Annotated in this window: 16 protein-coding genes; 11 read left to right on the top strand and 5 right to left on the bottom strand. The window is 69.6% G+C overall.

The features are described 5' to 3' along the window. Positions 1-36: 36 nt before the first annotated feature. From ASF71_RS14520 to ASF71_RS25235, 3 genes are all read right to left on the bottom strand, one after another. Entirely contained in the window at positions 37-1860 is a 1824-nt protein-coding gene (locus tag ASF71_RS14520) for an ABC transporter ATP-binding protein (protein WP_056301529.1), read from the bottom strand. Positions 1861-1938: 78 nt separating this feature from the next. Then, complete coding sequence (locus ASF71_RS14515) at positions 1939-2484, bottom strand: DUF1802 family protein (protein WP_056301527.1); 546 nt, start codon at positions 2482-2484, stop codon at positions 1939-1941. Positions 2485-2549: 65 nt separating this feature from the next. Next, the gene (locus ASF71_RS25235) at positions 2550-2963 is read right to left on the bottom strand and encodes a type II secretion system protein (protein ID WP_056301525.1); all 414 of its coding nucleotides are present in this window, start codon (positions 2961-2963) and stop codon (positions 2550-2552) included. Between the two features lie 462 nt (positions 2964-3425). Here ASF71_RS25235 and dnaB point away from each other — a divergent pair, with 462 nt between their 5' ends. The 5 genes from dnaB to ASF71_RS14485 all read left to right on the top strand — a co-directional run bounded on the left by dnaB (position 3426) and on the right by ASF71_RS14485 (position 7263). Beyond that, positions 3426-4772: a replicative DNA helicase gene (gene dnaB, locus ASF71_RS14505; protein WP_056301523.1), complete on the top strand. Its 1347-nt coding sequence runs from the start codon at positions 3426-3428 to the stop codon at positions 4770-4772. Then, positions 4772-5479 carry an NUDIX hydrolase gene (locus ASF71_RS14500; RefSeq protein ID WP_056301521.1) on the top strand — a complete coding sequence of 236 codons (708 nt, stop codon included), beginning with the start codon at positions 4772-4774 and terminating at the stop codon, positions 5477-5479. Before dnaB ends, ASF71_RS14500 begins: the two co-directional genes overlap by 1 nt. A 67-nt stretch (positions 5480-5546) precedes the next feature. Then, positions 5547-6269, top strand: coding sequence for an SDR family NAD(P)-dependent oxidoreductase (locus ASF71_RS14495; protein ID WP_056301519.1), 723 nt, complete (start codon positions 5547-5549; stop codon positions 6267-6269). A 10-nt stretch (positions 6270-6279) separates the two neighbouring features. After that, complete coding sequence (gene nrdR / locus ASF71_RS14490) at positions 6280-6747, top strand: transcriptional regulator NrdR (protein WP_056301517.1); 468 nt, start codon at positions 6280-6282, stop codon at positions 6745-6747. Positions 6748-6807: 60 nt separating this feature from the next. Further along, entirely contained in the window at positions 6808-7263 is a 456-nt protein-coding gene (locus ASF71_RS14485; RefSeq protein WP_056301514.1) for a nuclear transport factor 2 family protein, read from the top strand. Between the two features lie 75 nt (positions 7264-7338). Here the strand turns inward: ASF71_RS14485 and ASF71_RS14480 are convergent, their stop codons facing one another. After that, positions 7339-7959, bottom strand: coding sequence for a 1-acyl-sn-glycerol-3-phosphate acyltransferase (locus tag ASF71_RS14480; RefSeq protein WP_056301512.1), 621 nt, complete (start codon positions 7957-7959; stop codon positions 7339-7341). Between the two features lie 264 nt (positions 7960-8223). Between ASF71_RS14480 and paaA the strand changes: the two genes are divergently transcribed. The 4 genes from paaA to paaD are packed head-to-tail and all read left to right on the top strand — an operon-like array spanning position 8224 to position 11100. Then, a complete protein-coding gene (gene paaA, locus ASF71_RS14475; protein WP_056301511.1) occupies positions 8224-9201 on the top strand; it encodes a 1,2-phenylacetyl-CoA epoxidase subunit PaaA in 978 nt (325 codons plus the stop codon). Beyond that, positions 9201-9791, top strand: coding sequence for a phenylacetic acid degradation protein (locus ASF71_RS14470; protein ID WP_056301509.1), 591 nt, complete (start codon positions 9201-9203; stop codon positions 9789-9791). The genes paaA and ASF71_RS14470 overlap by 1 nt, the downstream gene beginning before the upstream one ends. Beyond that, on the top strand, positions 9788-10588 hold the full coding sequence (gene paaC, locus ASF71_RS14465; RefSeq protein ID WP_056301507.1) for a 1,2-phenylacetyl-CoA epoxidase subunit PaaC: 801 nt from the start codon (positions 9788-9790) through the stop codon (positions 10586-10588). The genes ASF71_RS14470 and paaC overlap by 4 nt, the downstream gene beginning before the upstream one ends. Before the next feature lie 2 nt (positions 10589-10590). Next, positions 10591-11100 carry a 1,2-phenylacetyl-CoA epoxidase subunit PaaD gene (paaD, locus tag ASF71_RS14460; RefSeq protein ID WP_369815001.1) on the top strand — a complete coding sequence of 170 codons (510 nt, stop codon included), beginning with the start codon at positions 10591-10593 and terminating at the stop codon, positions 11098-11100. Positions 11101-11271: 171 nt separating this feature from the next. On the opposite strand, the gene ASF71_RS14455 is transcribed toward paaD, so the two are convergent. Beyond that, the gene (locus ASF71_RS14455; RefSeq protein WP_056301505.1) at positions 11272-11922 is read right to left on the bottom strand and encodes a trimeric intracellular cation channel family protein; all 651 of its coding nucleotides are present in this window, start codon (positions 11920-11922) and stop codon (positions 11272-11274) included. Positions 11923-11964: 42 nt separating this feature from the next. Between ASF71_RS14455 and ASF71_RS14450 the strand changes: the two genes are divergently transcribed. Further along, positions 11965-14070, top strand: a complete 2106-nt coding sequence (locus ASF71_RS14450) for a cation:proton antiporter (protein WP_235514485.1) — start codon at positions 11965-11967, stop codon at positions 14068-14070. Positions 14071-14227: 157 nt separating this feature from the next. Next, positions 14228-14410 carry a 50S ribosomal protein L32 gene (rpmF, locus tag ASF71_RS14445; RefSeq protein WP_056301503.1) on the top strand — a complete coding sequence of 61 codons (183 nt, stop codon included), beginning with the start codon at positions 14228-14230 and terminating at the stop codon, positions 14408-14410. Positions 14411-14920 lie beyond the last annotated feature (510 nt).

Below are 14920 nucleotides of genomic sequence, written 5' to 3'. Positions count from 1 at the left end.
CGGCATCTTCAGGCCAGCCGCCTTCATACGGACGCTTCATGCCAGCACCGCTGCCGCGTCCAGCTCGGCGCCGTGTTCGGTGCCCTGACCGGCCCGCAGCAGCGCGGCGTAGTGGCTACGCGGGTCGCGTTCCAGGGCGGCGCGCTCGCCGTTCTCGATGACCTCGCCGCCGCCCAGCACCAGAATCCGGTCGGCGCGCGCCACCGTGTCCAGCCGGTGCGCGATGACAATGGCCGTGCGCCCCGAGAGCAGCCGGGTCATGGCGCGCGTGAGCTGCGCCTCGGTGGCGGGGTCCAGACGGCTGCTCGGCTCGTCGAGAATCACGACTGCCGGGTCGCGCAGCAGCACCCGCGCGAAGGCCAGCAGCTGCGCCTGTCCCGCACTGAGACTGCCGGTGGGCAGCGGGGTCCGCACGCCCTGCGCCAGGGTGCCGAGCCAGTCGCCCAGGCCTACCTCGCGCAGCGCCTCCTCGACCCGGGCGTCGGGAATAGCCGCGTCGAAGAAGCTGAGGTTGTCGCGCACGCTGGCCTGGAACAGCTGCACGTCCTGGGTCACGACCGCCACGCGCGAGCGCAGGTCCTGAAGCCGCAGGTCGCGCGTGTCCACGCCGCCCAGACGCACGTGGCCGCCCGTGGGGTCGTAGAGGCGCGAGACCAGCCGGGTCAGGGTGGTCTTGCCGCTGCCGGTGCGGCCCAGCAGGCCCAAGGTCTGCCCGGCCTCCAGCGTGAAATCCACGCCGTGCAGCACGCCGCGCGCCTGCTGGTCCTCGGGCGCGTAACTGAAGTCCACCGCCTCGAACCGCAGTTCCAGCGGGCCGGGGGGCAGTGTCCTTTCCCCCTCCGGGATGCCGGTCCTCAGCGCCAGCAGCTCGCCGATGCGGCCCAGGCTGGCTCCCGCCTTCTGGAGGTCCTGAAGCTGCTGCGTGAGCTGGTCGATGGGTTCTTCGACCATGCTCATGTACTGGTAGAGCAGGAAGGCCGTGCCCAGCGTGATGGCCCCCGCCGCGTACAGCCCGACCGCCGCGCCCAGGATGCCCACGTAGCCCACCGCGAACAGCACCATGCTGAGCTGCCAGACCACATTGCGCCGTCCCCACGACAGCACGCTGCGCGAGAAGAAGTCGCGCTGCACCCGCAGGAACCCGCGCAGGTGGTGCTCGCCTGCGCCCAGGGCGCGCACGTCCTCCAGGCCCGCGAGGCGCTCCTCGACGAAGCCGAACAGCCGGGCACTCGACTCGCGCTCCAGCCGGGTCGGCTCGATGCCGCGCTTGCGCACCCGGTTCATCAGGAGCAGGGTCACGCCCACGAAGACGGTGATCGCCAGTCCCACCCGCAGGTCGGTCACGTAGAACATGACGACCGCGCCGGTGAGCAGCAGCGCCGCCCCGAACACCCGCACCGCGAACTGCGAGAAGAAGTTGCTCAGGGCCGTCACGTCGCCGTCGATGCGCTCGATCATCTCGCCGGGCGTGCGCTCCTTGTGCTCCCGCATGTCCAGTGACAGCAGGTGCGCCATGAGGTCGCCACGCAGGCGGTTGGTCGCGGTCCAGCCCACCCGCGCGCCCACATAGGTCGCCCCGGCGTTCAGGAGCTGCACCCCCACCGCCAGCAGGATGTACAGCCCCGCGAGCTGCAGCAGCAGGCCCATGTCGGCCCCCGCCCCCAGCCGCGCGCTGTCGATGAAGCGTTTCATGATCTGCGGCAACACGAGGTTCAGGCCCGTGGCCCCCAGCAGCAGCGCGGCCAAGCCGGCGACCGCCCACTTCAGCGGCCCCAGGTATTGCCGCAGCACGGCCAGCGACCCGGCCTGTGGCCCAGAACGCGGCGGCGCGGCCGAGGAGGAAGAAGGAGAAGGCGCCATCCTCCCAGGCTAGAGCGCGCCGTACACTCCCGCATCCGCCGAGTGGCGCATCGCCCAGCGATTCGGGACGACCCATGGTCAGGCGAGCAGACGCTCCAGCTCGGCCTGCCGCGCGGCGAGTTCGGTCTCGCTCACGGCCGCTTCGCCCGCCTCCACGTCCACCTCGCCCAGCGGCACCCAGCTCACGCAGCCGAGCATCCCAGGAGTTTCACCTATGACCAGCGGCGCGGTCAGAGGCCGCACCCGCAGCAGCAGGGCGTGGACCCAGGGTCGGGCACGGTAATTGAACCGGCGCTCGATAGCCCCAGCGGTCAGCGCCTGCAACGGCTCGAGGGCCAGCGCTCCCTCTAGCGACTCGACCTTATGCACCGCGACGACCTCCGCCAGGGCCGGAAAGTGGATCTGGCCGGGGGTGGGGTCGTCGCGCAGCAGGGGCTGGTATTCGCTTTTGAGTTCCTGCGGGTTCTGGTGCAGGAAGGTCGGGTACAGCAGGAAGCGGCGGTGCTCGACCTCGAAGCCGTCGTGCGTTTCCATGATGCCGCCCTTGCGGATCAGGAGCGAGAGGCGGCCTCCTGTGAGGAGCCGGGACTGGGTGTCCCATTCTTTGAGGGCGGAGAGGGGCATGGGGAGAGGGTATACCAATAGAAAAAGCCACCCGTCACCGGATGGCCTTATCATTGAGAGTTAGATTACTTGTTGGCCGTCAAGGTCTTGGTGGCAGCGGTGCCGCCCGAATAGGTCACAACAACCGAGTACTGAGCGGGCGTGCCAGGCGCACCAGCTGCGCCAGCAGCAGCAGCCACGTTGCTGCAGGTCACGCCTGTGATAGGGGCCGGAGCATTGACATTGGCCGATTCAGTGCCAGCAGTCACAGCAACATTGTTAGAAGCATAGGCACAGGTAGGAGTAGTGCCGGTGGTGTTGCCCACTTCCGTCGCTGCCATGGCATTCAGCACCTGACGGGCCACGCTTGCTGCAGCAACATCATTGGCCTTGGTGCGTGCACCCAGCAGGTTAGGGATCAGCACGGCCGCCAGAATCCCGATGATGGCGATGACGATCAGCAGCTCGATCAGGGTGAAGCCTTGGGTGTTGTTCTTCATGTGGTTCTCCTGGGGTCGGCGCGGCGGATAAAGGATGATGGATCGCCTCGCCTGTTAGGGCATTGACAGTTCCGGGTGTCTCCCGTCCCTGCTTGTGAACAGGTTACGGGGCCTGTCCTCACAGGTCTCTTACGTTACGGGCCATACGCGGACCTTCAAGAGGGGGGGTCAGGCATGGGTAGAGATAGCCGCAGATCTCGGCCTGTACGGCACTCTCCCCAACCTTCTCCCCAATGCCAGAAGCCTGTCAGAGTTCGCCGGGCGACCGGGCACGCCGGATGCTATTCTGCTAGGCAGTTCAGTCCGGATCAGGCCAGCAGGCCGGAATCCGGGCCGGATGGAAGGCGGAAGGTCTCGCCTCCACCCCACTTTCACCCCTCCGGCCCCCGCGCCCCGCGCAGGTCTCGGCCCCGCGCCGCCGCCTCGCCGGGCCAGCCCTGTGGCCGGAAAACGAGGCCCACCTTGGAACTCACCCCCCGCGTCCCCCCGCACAGCACCGAGGCCGAGGTCAGCGTGCTGGGCAGCGTGCTGCTCGACAACGACACCCTGACTGGCCTGGGCGATACCGTCAGCCCCGAGATGTTCTACCGCGAGGGCCACCGCAAGATCTTCGCCGCGATGCGGACCCTGCAGGAACGCGGCGAACCCGTGGACCTCGTGACCCTCAGCGAGGACCTGCGGGTCAAGGGCCTGCTCGACGAGGTCGGCGGCCTGACCTACCTGATCGGACTGTCCGAACAGGTCCCCACCGCCGCCTACGCCGAGCACTACGCGCGCATCGTGCAGGAAAAACACACGCTGCGCCAGCTCATCGGGGCGTCGGGGCGGGCCATGCAGCTCGCCTACGACGCGGCGTTACCCCTCGAAGACCTCCTCGACAAGGCCGAGAAGATGATCTTCGAGGTCGCCGAGCAGAAGAAGAAGGGCGAAGCCTTCCTGGAGATGAGCGAGGTCGTTCACAACACCTTCGAGTACATCACCCTGCTGCACGCCAACAAGGGCATTCCCGACGGCGTGAGCAGCGGCTTCCGGGACCTCGACGAGCAGATTTCGGGCCTCCAGAAGGGCAGCCTGAACGTGCTGGCGGCCCGGCCCTCGATGGGCAAGACGGCCTTCGCGCTCTCTATCGCCCAGAACGTCGCGCTGCGCGGCGAGAAGACGGTCGCGGTGTTCAGTCTGGAAATGCCCAGCGTGCAGCTCGCCCTGCGGATGCTGTGCAGCGAGGCGAGGGTCGACATGAACCGCATCCGCAGCGGTCAGCTCGGCGAGCGCGACTTCGAGCGGCTGGCCCACGCGGCCGGGCGACTGGCCGAGGCGCCCATGATCATCGACGACGATGCGGACCTCACGCTGAACAGCCTGAGAAGCAAGTTGCGGCGCATCTCCGCGCAGCACGGGCAGCTCGGGCTGGTGGTCATCGACTACCTGCAGCTCATGTCGGGTGGCAAGAGCAACGGCGGCTCGGACAACCGCCAGCAGGAGATCAGCACGATCTCGCGCGGGCTCAAGGGGCTGGCGCGCGAACTGGAAGTGCCGATCATCGTCTTGTCGCAGCTCTCGCGCGCGGTCGAGCAGCGGCCCAACCACCGGCCGATGCTCTCGGACCTGCGGGAGTCGGGGGCCATCGAGCAGGACGCCGACATCGTGATGTTCATCTACCGCGACGAGTACTACAACAAGGAAACCGACCAGCAGGGCATCGCGGAGATCATCATCGGCAAGCAGCGCAACGGCCCCGTCGGTACGGTCAAGTTGCAGTTTCACAGCGCGCATGTGCGGTTCAACGATCTTGCGCCGGAGGGCGTGTGATGGCGGAAGACCAGACGAACGGAACACAGGGCGCCGGTCAGCGCCGGCGCCGGCGCCGGCGGGGGGCGCCCAACACGGGACCCGGCGGCAGCGGCACGGCGGCCAAGCCTGTCACCCCGCGCCCCGGACAGGTGACGAACACGACCGCCGTCCCAGTGCCGGCTGCTCCCCAGAAACGCGGCCAGAAGCGCCCGCTAGCGGACCCGCGGATCGGCGTGGGGTGCATCGTGCTGCGCGGCGACGAGATCCTGCTCGTGCGCGAGCGGGGGCGCTGGTCGCTGCCCAAGGGCGGGTTGGAGGCCGGCGAACTCGTGCAGGACGGCGCGCGGCGCGAGACGTTCGAGGAGACGGGCCTGGTCGTGGAGCTGCGGGACCTCGCCTTCATCGTCGAGTTCCAGGCCCAGACCTGGGGGCACCACCTCCAGTTCTTCTATACGGGCCGCGAGGTCGGCGGGCAGCTCCAGCCGCGCGACCCGGACCGCGACGTGCAGGAGGCCCGGTTCGTGCCGGTGCGGCAATTGCGCGAGTTTATCCGCTTCCGGCCGCGTCTGGTGGCGCTGGAGACGTGGCTGCGCGAGCGCAGGCCCCGGCATTTCGTATTCAACCTCGACAAGGAACCGGCCATGCTGCGCAAGCGGCGGCGGGTGGGCGAGAACGGCGCGGTCGTGGCGACCCTGCCCGAACCCGACGGCGAACCGGATTTCTAGCGGGGGGAGTGCGTCTGTGACGCCCCCGCGCCCACCCGGACTCCGGCGCCTGGGCTATGCTGGGGGCATGACCCGCCGCGTCCCTGCCCCCGCCGCCGACCCTGCCCGACCCGGGGTGCTGGACGGCCAGATCATCGCGGTGACGGGCGCAGACCAGGGCTATGGCCGGCTGGTCAGCGCCGCGCTGGCCCGCGAGGGCGCGGGCGTGGTGCTTATCGGCGACAACTCGGAGACGCTGGCGGCGGCCGCGAGCAGCATCGAACTCGCGGGCGGCGCGGCCATTCCCATCAAGGCCGACGTGTCGGTACCGCTCGACTGGCTCAGCGCGCAAAACCGCGTGCTCGAGATCTTCGGGGCGCTGCACGGCATCGTGCATCTGGCCGACAAGCGCACGAACACGGTCTTCAACATGCTCAGCGAGAGCGAGTGGATGAACCTGTTCAACTGCAACGTGAAGAGCACGGTCGCCATCGCCCAGATCCTGGCCCGCCGCCTGCCCGACACCTGGCTGACCGTCATCGGGCCGCATCTTGACGAGGTAGGGCTTCAGGTCTACCCGCAGCGCGGCGCGATCCGGGGGCTGGTCGAGAACGGCGCAGGCGCCGAACTGCGGATCAATCTGGTGTCGCCGGGACGCGCCAGCAGCGGCGACGAGGCGCTCGACCGGCCGCTGGCCGACGCGGTGGTCACGCTGGCCTCGCCCCGGCTGCGGCACCTGCGCGGCAACAGCATGGATATTCCGCTGGCCCCTGCCCCCCGGGTGCGCGTTCCCGAGGCGTACCTGCTGTGAGCGCGCCCGGATGAGGTGCCCCTACTGCTCGGCGCCCGACTCGAAAGTGGTCAACTCGCGCCCCAGCGACGAGGGCGCCAGCATCCGGCGCCGGCGCGAGTGCCTGACCTGCGCGCGGCGCTTCACGACCTACGAACGCGCGCAGCTCGAACCGCTCATGGTCGTCAAGCGCAGCGGCCCGCGCGAGGCCTTCAACCCCGACAAGCTGCTGCGCGGCCTGACCCTGGCGACCGAGAAACGCCCGGTGGACCCGGCGCTGCTGCGCGCCTTCGCCTACGGCTTCGAGGACGACGTGCAGTCCGCCGAGATTCCCAGCACCGAGATCGGCCGCCACGCGATGACCTTCCTGCGTCCGCTGGACGACGTGGCCTACATCCGTTTTGCCAGCGTGTACCGCGAGTTCGACAGCCTGGAGCGTTTCATCGAGGAGATCCGGGGACTCAAGGGCACCGGAGCGGCCGAACCCGACGGCGACTGAGCCGGGCAGACCCGGCCGCGCTTACTAAACCGGTCCCGCCAGCGCGGGATAGGCTGGAGCATGACCCGACCCGAACAGCCGGTGCTGGCCGCCTACGCCGCCGCCGTCGCGGCGCAGGACACCGACGCGTTGCTGGCCCTGTACGCTCCCGAAGTGGTGGTGTTCGACCTGTGGGGCGAGTGGGCCTACCACGGCGCCCCGGCCTGGCGGGCGGCGGTAGAGGAGTGGTTCGGGTCCCTCGACGGCGAGCAGGTCGAGGTGAGTTTCACAGAGGTCGAGGCCCAGCGGTCCGGGGGAGCGGCAGGACCCGCGCCCGGCCCTCTCGCGGGCGAATGGCTGAGTCTCAGCGCCCTGGTCACCTACCGCAACTTCGCGGCGACCGGCGAGCCCGGCCGGAGCATGCTCAACCGCCTGACCTGGGTGCTGCGCCGGGAGGGCGAGGGCTGGCTCATCGTGCACGAGCACACCTCGGCTCCCGCCGATCCCAGTTCGGGCCGGGTCAAACTGAGCCGCTGAGGCCTGGACGGGACCGGGCCTATCCCGCCCACACGGCCCGCCGGGCCCCGTCTCCTGCGCGGCCGGCTGGCCGGGTCAGCTCCGGCCCGGTCCCCCCTGTGCCGCCGGCCGCGGCCGCACCGGCCCCGCGTTGGCGGGGGTGTGGCCCTGAATGCCCTCCAGAAACCGGCGGATCTCGGCGAAGTCGGCCTCGATATCGCCGGTCGGGGTGACGTACCCGACCACGCCCACCTCTTTGCGCGCCCAGTCGAACACCGTGACCCCGATGGGCACCTGCGCCTCAAGGGCCATGTAGTAGAAGCCGGTCTTCCAATAGTCGGTGTATCTGCGCGTGCCCTCGGGGGCCACCGTGAGCATGATCTCGGGTTCGCGCCCGATGAGGGCGACCACCACGTCCACGAAATTGCCCCCGACCTGCCGGCGGTCTATGGGCACCCCGCCCGCCGCCCGCATGAACAGCCCCACCGGAAACACGAAGATTTCCTTCTTGGCGACAAAATGGGCCGGCGAGCGGGTCGCCCATTTCCACAGCAGCCCGATCCAGAAGTCGGCGTTGTCGGTGTGCGGGGCCACGGCAGCCACGAAGCGCGGCGGTGTGGGCGCGGCCAGCAGCGGCGTCCAGCCCCGGCGGCGCAGCGCCCAGGCACCGAAGCGTGACAGGAGGGTGGGAGAGGAACCGGGCCAGACGGCGGACATCGACCCCAGGCTACCCTTCGGCCGCGTCCGGGCCGGGCGGGTCGGGATGCGGTTCAGGCCCCCGTCTCAAGCTCCCGAAAGCTGGCTCACACCTCGCCTAACGGTCGTTAGGTATACTGGCCTTCAGCACAGTCACGCCGGAATCTTCCCGGTTCCTGGGCACACGGCACCGGCGCCGCCTGCCCACCCACCGCCGCAGTTCCGTCGCCGCCCCGCCCCACACCGGCGAGCCGCGTTGCTCGTCCCCCCAGGAGGTGTCCTTCCGTGACCCAGACCAACCGACCCGCCCAGATCAGCGACGGCGAAACGGCCGAGCAGCACGCGGCCTTCGAGGCCCGCATCGCGCGCGGCGAGAAGATCGAGCCCGGCGACTGGATGCCGGCCGAGTACCGCCGCCAGCTCATCCGCATGATCTCGCAGCACGCGCACAGCGAGGTGGTGGGCATGTTGCCGGAAGGCGAGTGGATCTCGCGCGCGCCGAGCCTCAAGCGCAAGACGATCCTGATGGCGAAGGTGCAGGACGAGGCCGGGCACGGCCAGTACCTCTACCACGCCGCCGAGACGCTGGGCGCGACCCGCGAGGACATGCTCGAGGCCCTGCTCTCGCGCCGGGCCAAGTACAGCTCGATCTTCAACTACCCGACCCACAGCTGGGCCGACGTGGGCATGATCGGCTGGCTGGTGGACGGCGCGGCCATCAAGAACCAGACCATGCTGGCAGGCTGCTCGTACGGGCCGTACTCGCGCGCGATGGTGCGCATCTGCTCGGAGGAGACCTTCCACCACAAGCAGGGCAAAGAAATGATCGTGCTGTACGCGCAGGGCACCCCCGAACAGCGCGCGATGGCCCAGGAGGCGCTGAACCGCTGGTGGTGGCCCTCGCTGATGATGCTGGGGCCGCACGACGCCGACAGCCCCAACAGCGGCGTGCTGGCCAGGTGGGGCGTGAAGCTCAAGAGCAACGACACGGTGCGCCAGGAATACCTCGACGAGCACGTGCCCGAACTGCTCGAAGCGGGCCTGACGATTCCCGACCCCGACCTGCACCAGGGCGAGGACGGCCACTGGCATCACGGCCCCATCGACTGGACGGAGTTCTGGGCCGTCATCAAGGGCGAGCAGGGTCTGGGCGAAACGCGCCTGGGGGCCCGGCAGGCTGCCCACGACGACGGCGCCTGGGTGCGCGAGGCAATGCAGGCCTACGCCGACCGCGACCGCCGCCCCGCGCAGGCCGCCGACTGATGACCACGGGTGATCACGCCGGGGCCACGGTTCAGGAAACCCAGTGGCCCCGCTGGGAAATCTTCAAGCAGGACACGGCGGCGCGCCCCCTGCAGGCAGTAGGCAGTGTCCACGCCGGCGACCCCGAGCACGCCCTGCTCACGGCGCGCAACGTCTTCGTGCGCCGTCCGGCAGCGGTGAGCCTGTGGGCCGTGCGCGAGGATGACCTGCTCACCGCGACCCCCGAAGCCCTGGCCACGCACCCGGAACTGCTGGAGACCCCCGGCGAGGCCGGCCGCTACCAGGTGGGCGTCAAGGCGACGGCCAAGCGCAGCATGACCTTCGTGGACCTCGTTGGCGTGGTCGAGGCGAGCGGTCCCGGCGACGCGCTCGGGCAGGCGCGGGCACTGCACCCGGACGCGTTGGCGTGGCAGGTCTTCGCCGAGGCGGCAGCCGTCAAGAGCGACACCAGCCCCGAGACGGTCGAGAGCTGGTTCGCCCCGGCGCGGGACAAGACCTACAAGCAGCAGCAGTTCTACGGTGTGATCGGCCGGCACGTCTCCGCGTTCAAGGGGGCGGGCAAAGCTCCCAGAGCCGAGGAGACCCCGTGACGGCCACCATCCTGCCTGCACCCCTGAACGCCGCCGACCTCTCGGCCGAGCAGAAGCGGAGCATGATCGCCCGCCTTCAGGCGCTGGCCGACGACGAGATCGTACTCGCGCAGCGGGACGGCGAGTGGACGGGTCACGCCCCCATTCTGGAAGAGGACATCGCGCTGGCGAACATCGCGCAGGACGAGCTCGGGCACGCCTCGCTGTACCTGGAACTGCGCCGTGAACTCGACGGCAGCGACGCCGACCAGCTCGCTTTCTTCCGGGACGCAGATGAGTACCGCTGCGCGCGGCTCGTCGAGCTGCCGCGCGGCGACTGGGCGCTGACGATGCTTCGGCAGTTCCTGTACGACGCCGCCGAGGCGCTGTGGTTGAGCTCCGCGCAGGCCAGCCGCTACGCCCCCCTGGCCGGTGTGGCGGCCAAGGCGCTGCGCGAGGAGAAGTTTCACCTGCAGCACAGCGCGCTGTGGGCCGAGCGCCTGGGCCGGGGCACCCCCGAAAGCGCCCGGCGCGCGCAGGCCGCCCTGGAGACGCTGTGGCCCCACGCCGCGCAGCTGTTCGCGCCGCTGCCGGGCGAAGCCGAGCTCATCACCGCCGGCCTACTGCCCGACCCGGAGGCGGTCCGGGAGCGCTGGGTGACGCTGGTCGGCGGTCACCTGACGGGCCGCTGCGACCTCGACGTGCCGCCACTACCCGCCGCCAGTGAGGGCCGCGAGGTCCACACCGCGCATCTCGCGCCGCTGCTGGCCGAGATGCAGGCGGTTGCCCGCGCCCATCCCGGCGCCGGGACGTGGTGAGCGTGCCGCAGTCCCAGACGGCCGCCGCGCCGCTGACCCCCGAGGCCGTCTGGGCCGCGCTGGCCAGGGTACCCGACCCGGAGATTCCGGTCGTGTCCATCACCGATATGGGCATGGTGCGCGCCGTGCAGGTCCGGGGCGAGGCGGTCGAGGTGACCTTTACCCCGACCTTCAGCGGGTGCCCGGCACTGCACACCATCCGCGCGGGGATCGAGGAGGCGGTGCGGGGCCTGGGCGCCGCCGAGGTCGAGGTCCGCAGCACCCTTACTCCCCCCTGGACGACCGACTGGATCGCCGAGGACGCCCGCGAGAGACTGCGCGAGTACGGCATCGCGCCCCCGGCCCCGGCGGGCGAAGAAGGACTGATTCAGCTCACGCCGGAAGCCACCCGCTGCCCACGCTGCGCGAGCTTCGACGTTCGCCTGACCGCCAGTTTCGGGCCGACGCTGTGCAAACGGCTGTACGTGTGCAACGCCTGCCGGGAGCCGTTCGAGGGATTCAAGTCGGTCTGATCCATCGGACCTGGCCCCGCTCCCCCGCCGGTTTCCTGAACGCCGCTTGGCCGCAACCTCACACCGGGATGACATGACCTGCGTATCCTGAAGGGGACTTACACAGTTCAACCCGGCCGGGTGAAGTCGGGCAGCACCACCGCTCCGCCCAGGCGGGGCTTTTTTTGTGTCTCAGGTGCCCGGCAGCCGGCGCACGGGCAACTTGACCCAGCCCCGGCGTGAGAGCCAGCGTGCGAGGATAACCACTGCCGCGCCGCTCGCCTGAGCCTGAAAGGGCGTGAGGTACGGGTGCACCATGAGCACGGTGAAGGCCCCGGCCGCGGCGGCGGTGGCGTAGAGCTGATCACGGCGGTACATCACTTCGGGGACCTCGTTGGCGATGAGATCGCGGATGATGCCGCCGCCGACCCCCGACAGTGCTCCCGTAAAGATGACCCCGAGGGGCCCCAGCCCGAAATTGATGGCCCCCAGCGCCCCCGAGGCGGCGAACAGACCCAGGCCCACCGTATCGAACACGCTGATGGTGCGCTCGAAGCGTGCGAGGCGCTCGCCGAAGGAGAAGGCCACCACCGAGCCCAGCAGCGCCGCCCACAGGTAGGACTCGTCGCGCAGGAACAGGGGCGGGGTCTGGCCGGTCAGCGTGTCGCGGATGGCCCCGCCCCCCACCGCCGTGACGCAGCCGAGCACGAGTACTCCGAACAGGTCGAAGCGTTTGCGCACCGCCAGCAGCGCCCCCGACAGCGCGAAGGCCACGATGCCGATGAGGTCGAGCCAGTGCAGGCCGGCTTGCAGGTCCACGCGGGGCAGCTCCAGTTCGTGCATCACCTCCACTGTACCGGCCACGCCCAAGCGCACACTGGGGGGATGACGAGGCTGCCGGATCTCCCCTTCCCTCCCCTCCAGCTTCCCCGGCCGCAGTTCGCGCGGGTGCCGGGCCTGGGCCTGCGGGTCTGGGCCCTGCTGGTGGCGGCACTGCTCGGGTCGGCCCTGGCGTCGGCCACCGAAGGCCACAGCGGCCCCCCCGCGTTCATGTCCCAGCTCACGCTGCTGCTGCTGGTGGCAGGGGCCACGGCGTTCGCGTCGTTCCGGCTGGGGCTGGTGCCAATCATCGGGTTTTTGTTTGCCGGCGTGCTGGCCGGGCCGTCGGCGCTGGGCATCATCGACGACCCGGCCCTCATCAGCGCGGCGTCCGAGATCGGGGTGATGCTGCTGCTGTTCACCATCGGCATCGAGTTCAGCCTGGGCAAGCTCGCCCGCATCTTCCGGCTCATCTTCGTGGGCGGCGGCCTTCAGGTGGCCCTGACGGTCGCGGCGGCCACAGGCGCGTTGGTGGCCTTCGGGGTCAGCCTGCCCAACGCCGTCTTCACGGGCTTTCTGCTCAGCCTGTCGAGCACCGCCATCGTCACCAAGATTCTGGAATCCCGCGGCGGCGTGGGCTCGCCCACGGGGCAGACCAGCCTGGGCATCCTGATTTTTCAGGACCTCGCAGTGGTGGTCATGGTGCTGCTCGTGCCCATGCTCGCCGGGCAGGGCGGCGGCGCGGCGGGGCTGCTCGTCGCGCTGCTCAAGGCGGGCGGCATCGTGGCGGCGGTGCTGCTGCTCGCGCGCCGGGTGGTGCCCAGGCTGCTGGAGGTGGTCGCGCGCACCTGCTCGCAGGAGATTTTCCTGCTCAGCACGCTCGCGCTGTGTTTCGCCACGGCGTACCTCACCAGTCTCGCGGGGGTCAGCCTCGCGCTGGGGGCCTTCCTGGCGGGGCTGCTCGTAAGCGAGAGCCGCTTCGGGCGCCAGGCCTTCGGGGAGATTCTGCCCCTACAGATCCTGTTCAGCGCGGCGTTTTTCCTGTCGGTGGGGTTGCAGCTCGACCTGGGCTTTCTCTGGACCCACCTGCCGCTGGTCCTCGGCGCGGTGGCGGCCTTCGCCGTGCTCAAGGCGTTGGCGGCCACCCTCAGCGTGCGGCTGCTGGGCTACCCGCTGGCGACCGCCGCCGCGACCGGCTGGCTGCTGGCCCAGGTCGGCGAGTTCTCCTTCGTGCTGGAGAGCAGTGGGCGGGCCCTGGGCCTCAGCCCGGCCGGACTGGGCGAGACGGGCACCCAGACCTTCATCGCCGCGACGGTGCTGCTCATGGCCCTGACCCCGGTCATGGCGACCCTGGGCGAGCGCCTGGGCGCCCTGGGCCGCGCCCGCCCCGAGCCGACCGCCGCGCCGGCAGCCCTGGCCGAACCCAACCCCGAGGCTCCCCTCTCGCACCTGAGCGGGCACGTACTCGTCGCGGGGTTCGGGGACCACGCGCGGCGGCTGGTCAAGGGACTGGCGGCGCAGAACGTTCCCTTCGGCGTGCTGACCCTCAGTCCCGACGGGGCCGCACAGGTCACGGCGCACGGCTACCCGGTCCTGATCGGCGACTATGCTCGCGCCGGACTGCTGGGCGACGCCGGGCTGGCCTCGGCGCGCGCGCTGGTGGTCCTCGACGACGCCCCAGAGATGACGGCGCGGGTGGTCGGCGTGGCCCGGACCCTGAGCCCCGACGTACCCATCGTGGCCCACACCGACGAACCCGGCGAGATTGACGCCCTGCGCGGCGCCGGGGCCACCCACGTCCTGACGAGTACGGACGCCGTGGCGCGCGGCGCCCTGCACCGCCTGGGTCTGCTGACCCTGCCCACCACCCCGCCGGTGGTCCTCAGCGCCGAGCAGCGCGGCATGTGCAGCCACGCCCACAGCGTCACGCTCGCCCACCCGCAGGTCCACCCCCAGAGCACCGACACCTGTCCCGAGTGCGTGGCGCTGGGCGACTCCTGGGTTCACCTGCGCGTGTGCATGACCTGCGGGCACACCGGCTGCTGCGACTCGTCACCCAATCGGCACGCGACCGCCCACGCGCAGGCCAGCGCCCACCCCATCGTCCGTAGCCTGGAACCGGGCGAGACCTGGGCCTACTGCTATCCCGACGACCTGACCGCCCCCCGCTGAATTCGCCCTCCGGGCCTTTGTCAAAGCGGCCGCGCCTGTGCTAGACTCTCGACTGTTGTCTCGCCCCAGCCTGCCATGCAGGAACAGGGTTGAGAATCTGCCCCGGCGCAGAGCTGCACCAAATCACACAGCGCCCGGCGGCCCCAGGAGAAAGAACATGGCTAAGCACCCCGTTCCCAAGAAGAAGACCAGCAAGAGCAAGCGCGACATGCGCCGCAGCCACCACGCCCTCGTTGCCCCCAACCTGAGCGAGTGCCCCCACTGCCACGCCAAGAAGCTCTCGCACCACATCTGCCCGAGCTGCGGCTACTACGACGGCCGTCAGGTCCTCGCGGTCTGATTCCCGCACCCCGAAAGAAGCTCCCGGCGACGGGGGCTTTTTTTTGTGCATGTTCCAGCAGGGCCGTACACCCGAATTTCGCGTCCAGAACCGCCCTTCTCCGGCTCGGAGGATGGACTTGACCCCGCCTGCATACCGCGCTATAGTTTTTTTATCACCGTCCGAGAGGGCGGATTTTTCGTTTTGGTCTGTCCGATATCCTACCCGGTCCATAGGGTCTGCATCTCCCGGCAAAGTTTCTGCTGGGATAAAAGCCGACTGGACGCAGGTTTTTCCGGCCCACCGGGGAGAGTTGACACGGCCTGCATACTGCGATATCTTTTTCTCATCACCGCCTAAGAGGGCGGATTTTTATTGTGTTCTCAAAAGGGGAGGTAGTTTTCCTGTACCTCGTCCGCCCTCCCCCAACCCTCTACCCAGTGTGTATAGTCCGGCGTCCGACCTCCAGAAAGTACCGTCTGGGCCGAACTTTTCCCAGTCGTCTGATCGGGCTTGACAGACCCTGCATAC

The organism is Deinococcus sp. Leaf326, from assembly GCF_001424185.1.
In the GTDB taxonomy this organism is placed as follows: Bacteria; Deinococcota; Deinococci; order Deinococcales; family Deinococcaceae; genus Deinococcus.
Note: the sequence above shows the minus strand (reverse complement) of the source record. Positions and strands in the feature narration are given on the sequence as shown.

Coding starts and splice junctions, on each gene's coding strand:
- ASF71_RS14520 (WP_056301529.1), bottom strand. CDS start 1,860: ATGGCGCCTTCTCCTTCTTCCTCCTCGGCCGCGCCGCCGCGTTCTGGG.
- ASF71_RS14515 (WP_056301527.1), bottom strand. CDS start 2,484: ATGCCCCTCTCCGCCCTCAAAGAATGGGACACCCAGTCCCGGCTCCTC.
- ASF71_RS25235 (WP_056301525.1), bottom strand. CDS start 2,963: ATGAAGAACAACACCCAAGGCTTCACCCTGATCGAGCTGCTGATCGTC.
- ASF71_RS14500 (WP_056301521.1), top strand. CDS start 4,772: ATGGCGGAAGACCAGACGAACGGAACACAGGGCGCCGGTCAGCGCCGG.
- ASF71_RS14495 (WP_056301519.1), top strand. CDS start 5,547: ATGACCCGCCGCGTCCCTGCCCCCGCCGCCGACCCTGCCCGACCCGGG.
- nrdR (WP_056301517.1), top strand. CDS start 6,280: ATGAGGTGCCCCTACTGCTCGGCGCCCGACTCGAAAGTGGTCAACTCG.
- ASF71_RS14485 (WP_056301514.1), top strand. CDS start 6,808: ATGACCCGACCCGAACAGCCGGTGCTGGCCGCCTACGCCGCCGCCGTC.
- ASF71_RS14480 (WP_056301512.1), bottom strand. CDS start 7,959: ATGTCCGCCGTCTGGCCCGGTTCCTCTCCCACCCTCCTGTCACGCTTC.
- ASF71_RS14470 (WP_056301509.1), top strand. CDS start 9,201: ATGACCACGGGTGATCACGCCGGGGCCACGGTTCAGGAAACCCAGTGG.
- ASF71_RS14455 (WP_056301505.1), bottom strand. CDS start 11,922: ATGCACGAACTGGAGCTGCCCCGCGTGGACCTGCAAGCCGGCCTGCAC.
- ASF71_RS14450 (WP_235514485.1), top strand. CDS start 11,965: ATGACGAGGCTGCCGGATCTCCCCTTCCCTCCCCTCCAGCTTCCCCGG.
- rpmF (WP_056301503.1), top strand. CDS start 14,228: ATGGCTAAGCACCCCGTTCCCAAGAAGAAGACCAGCAAGAGCAAGCGC.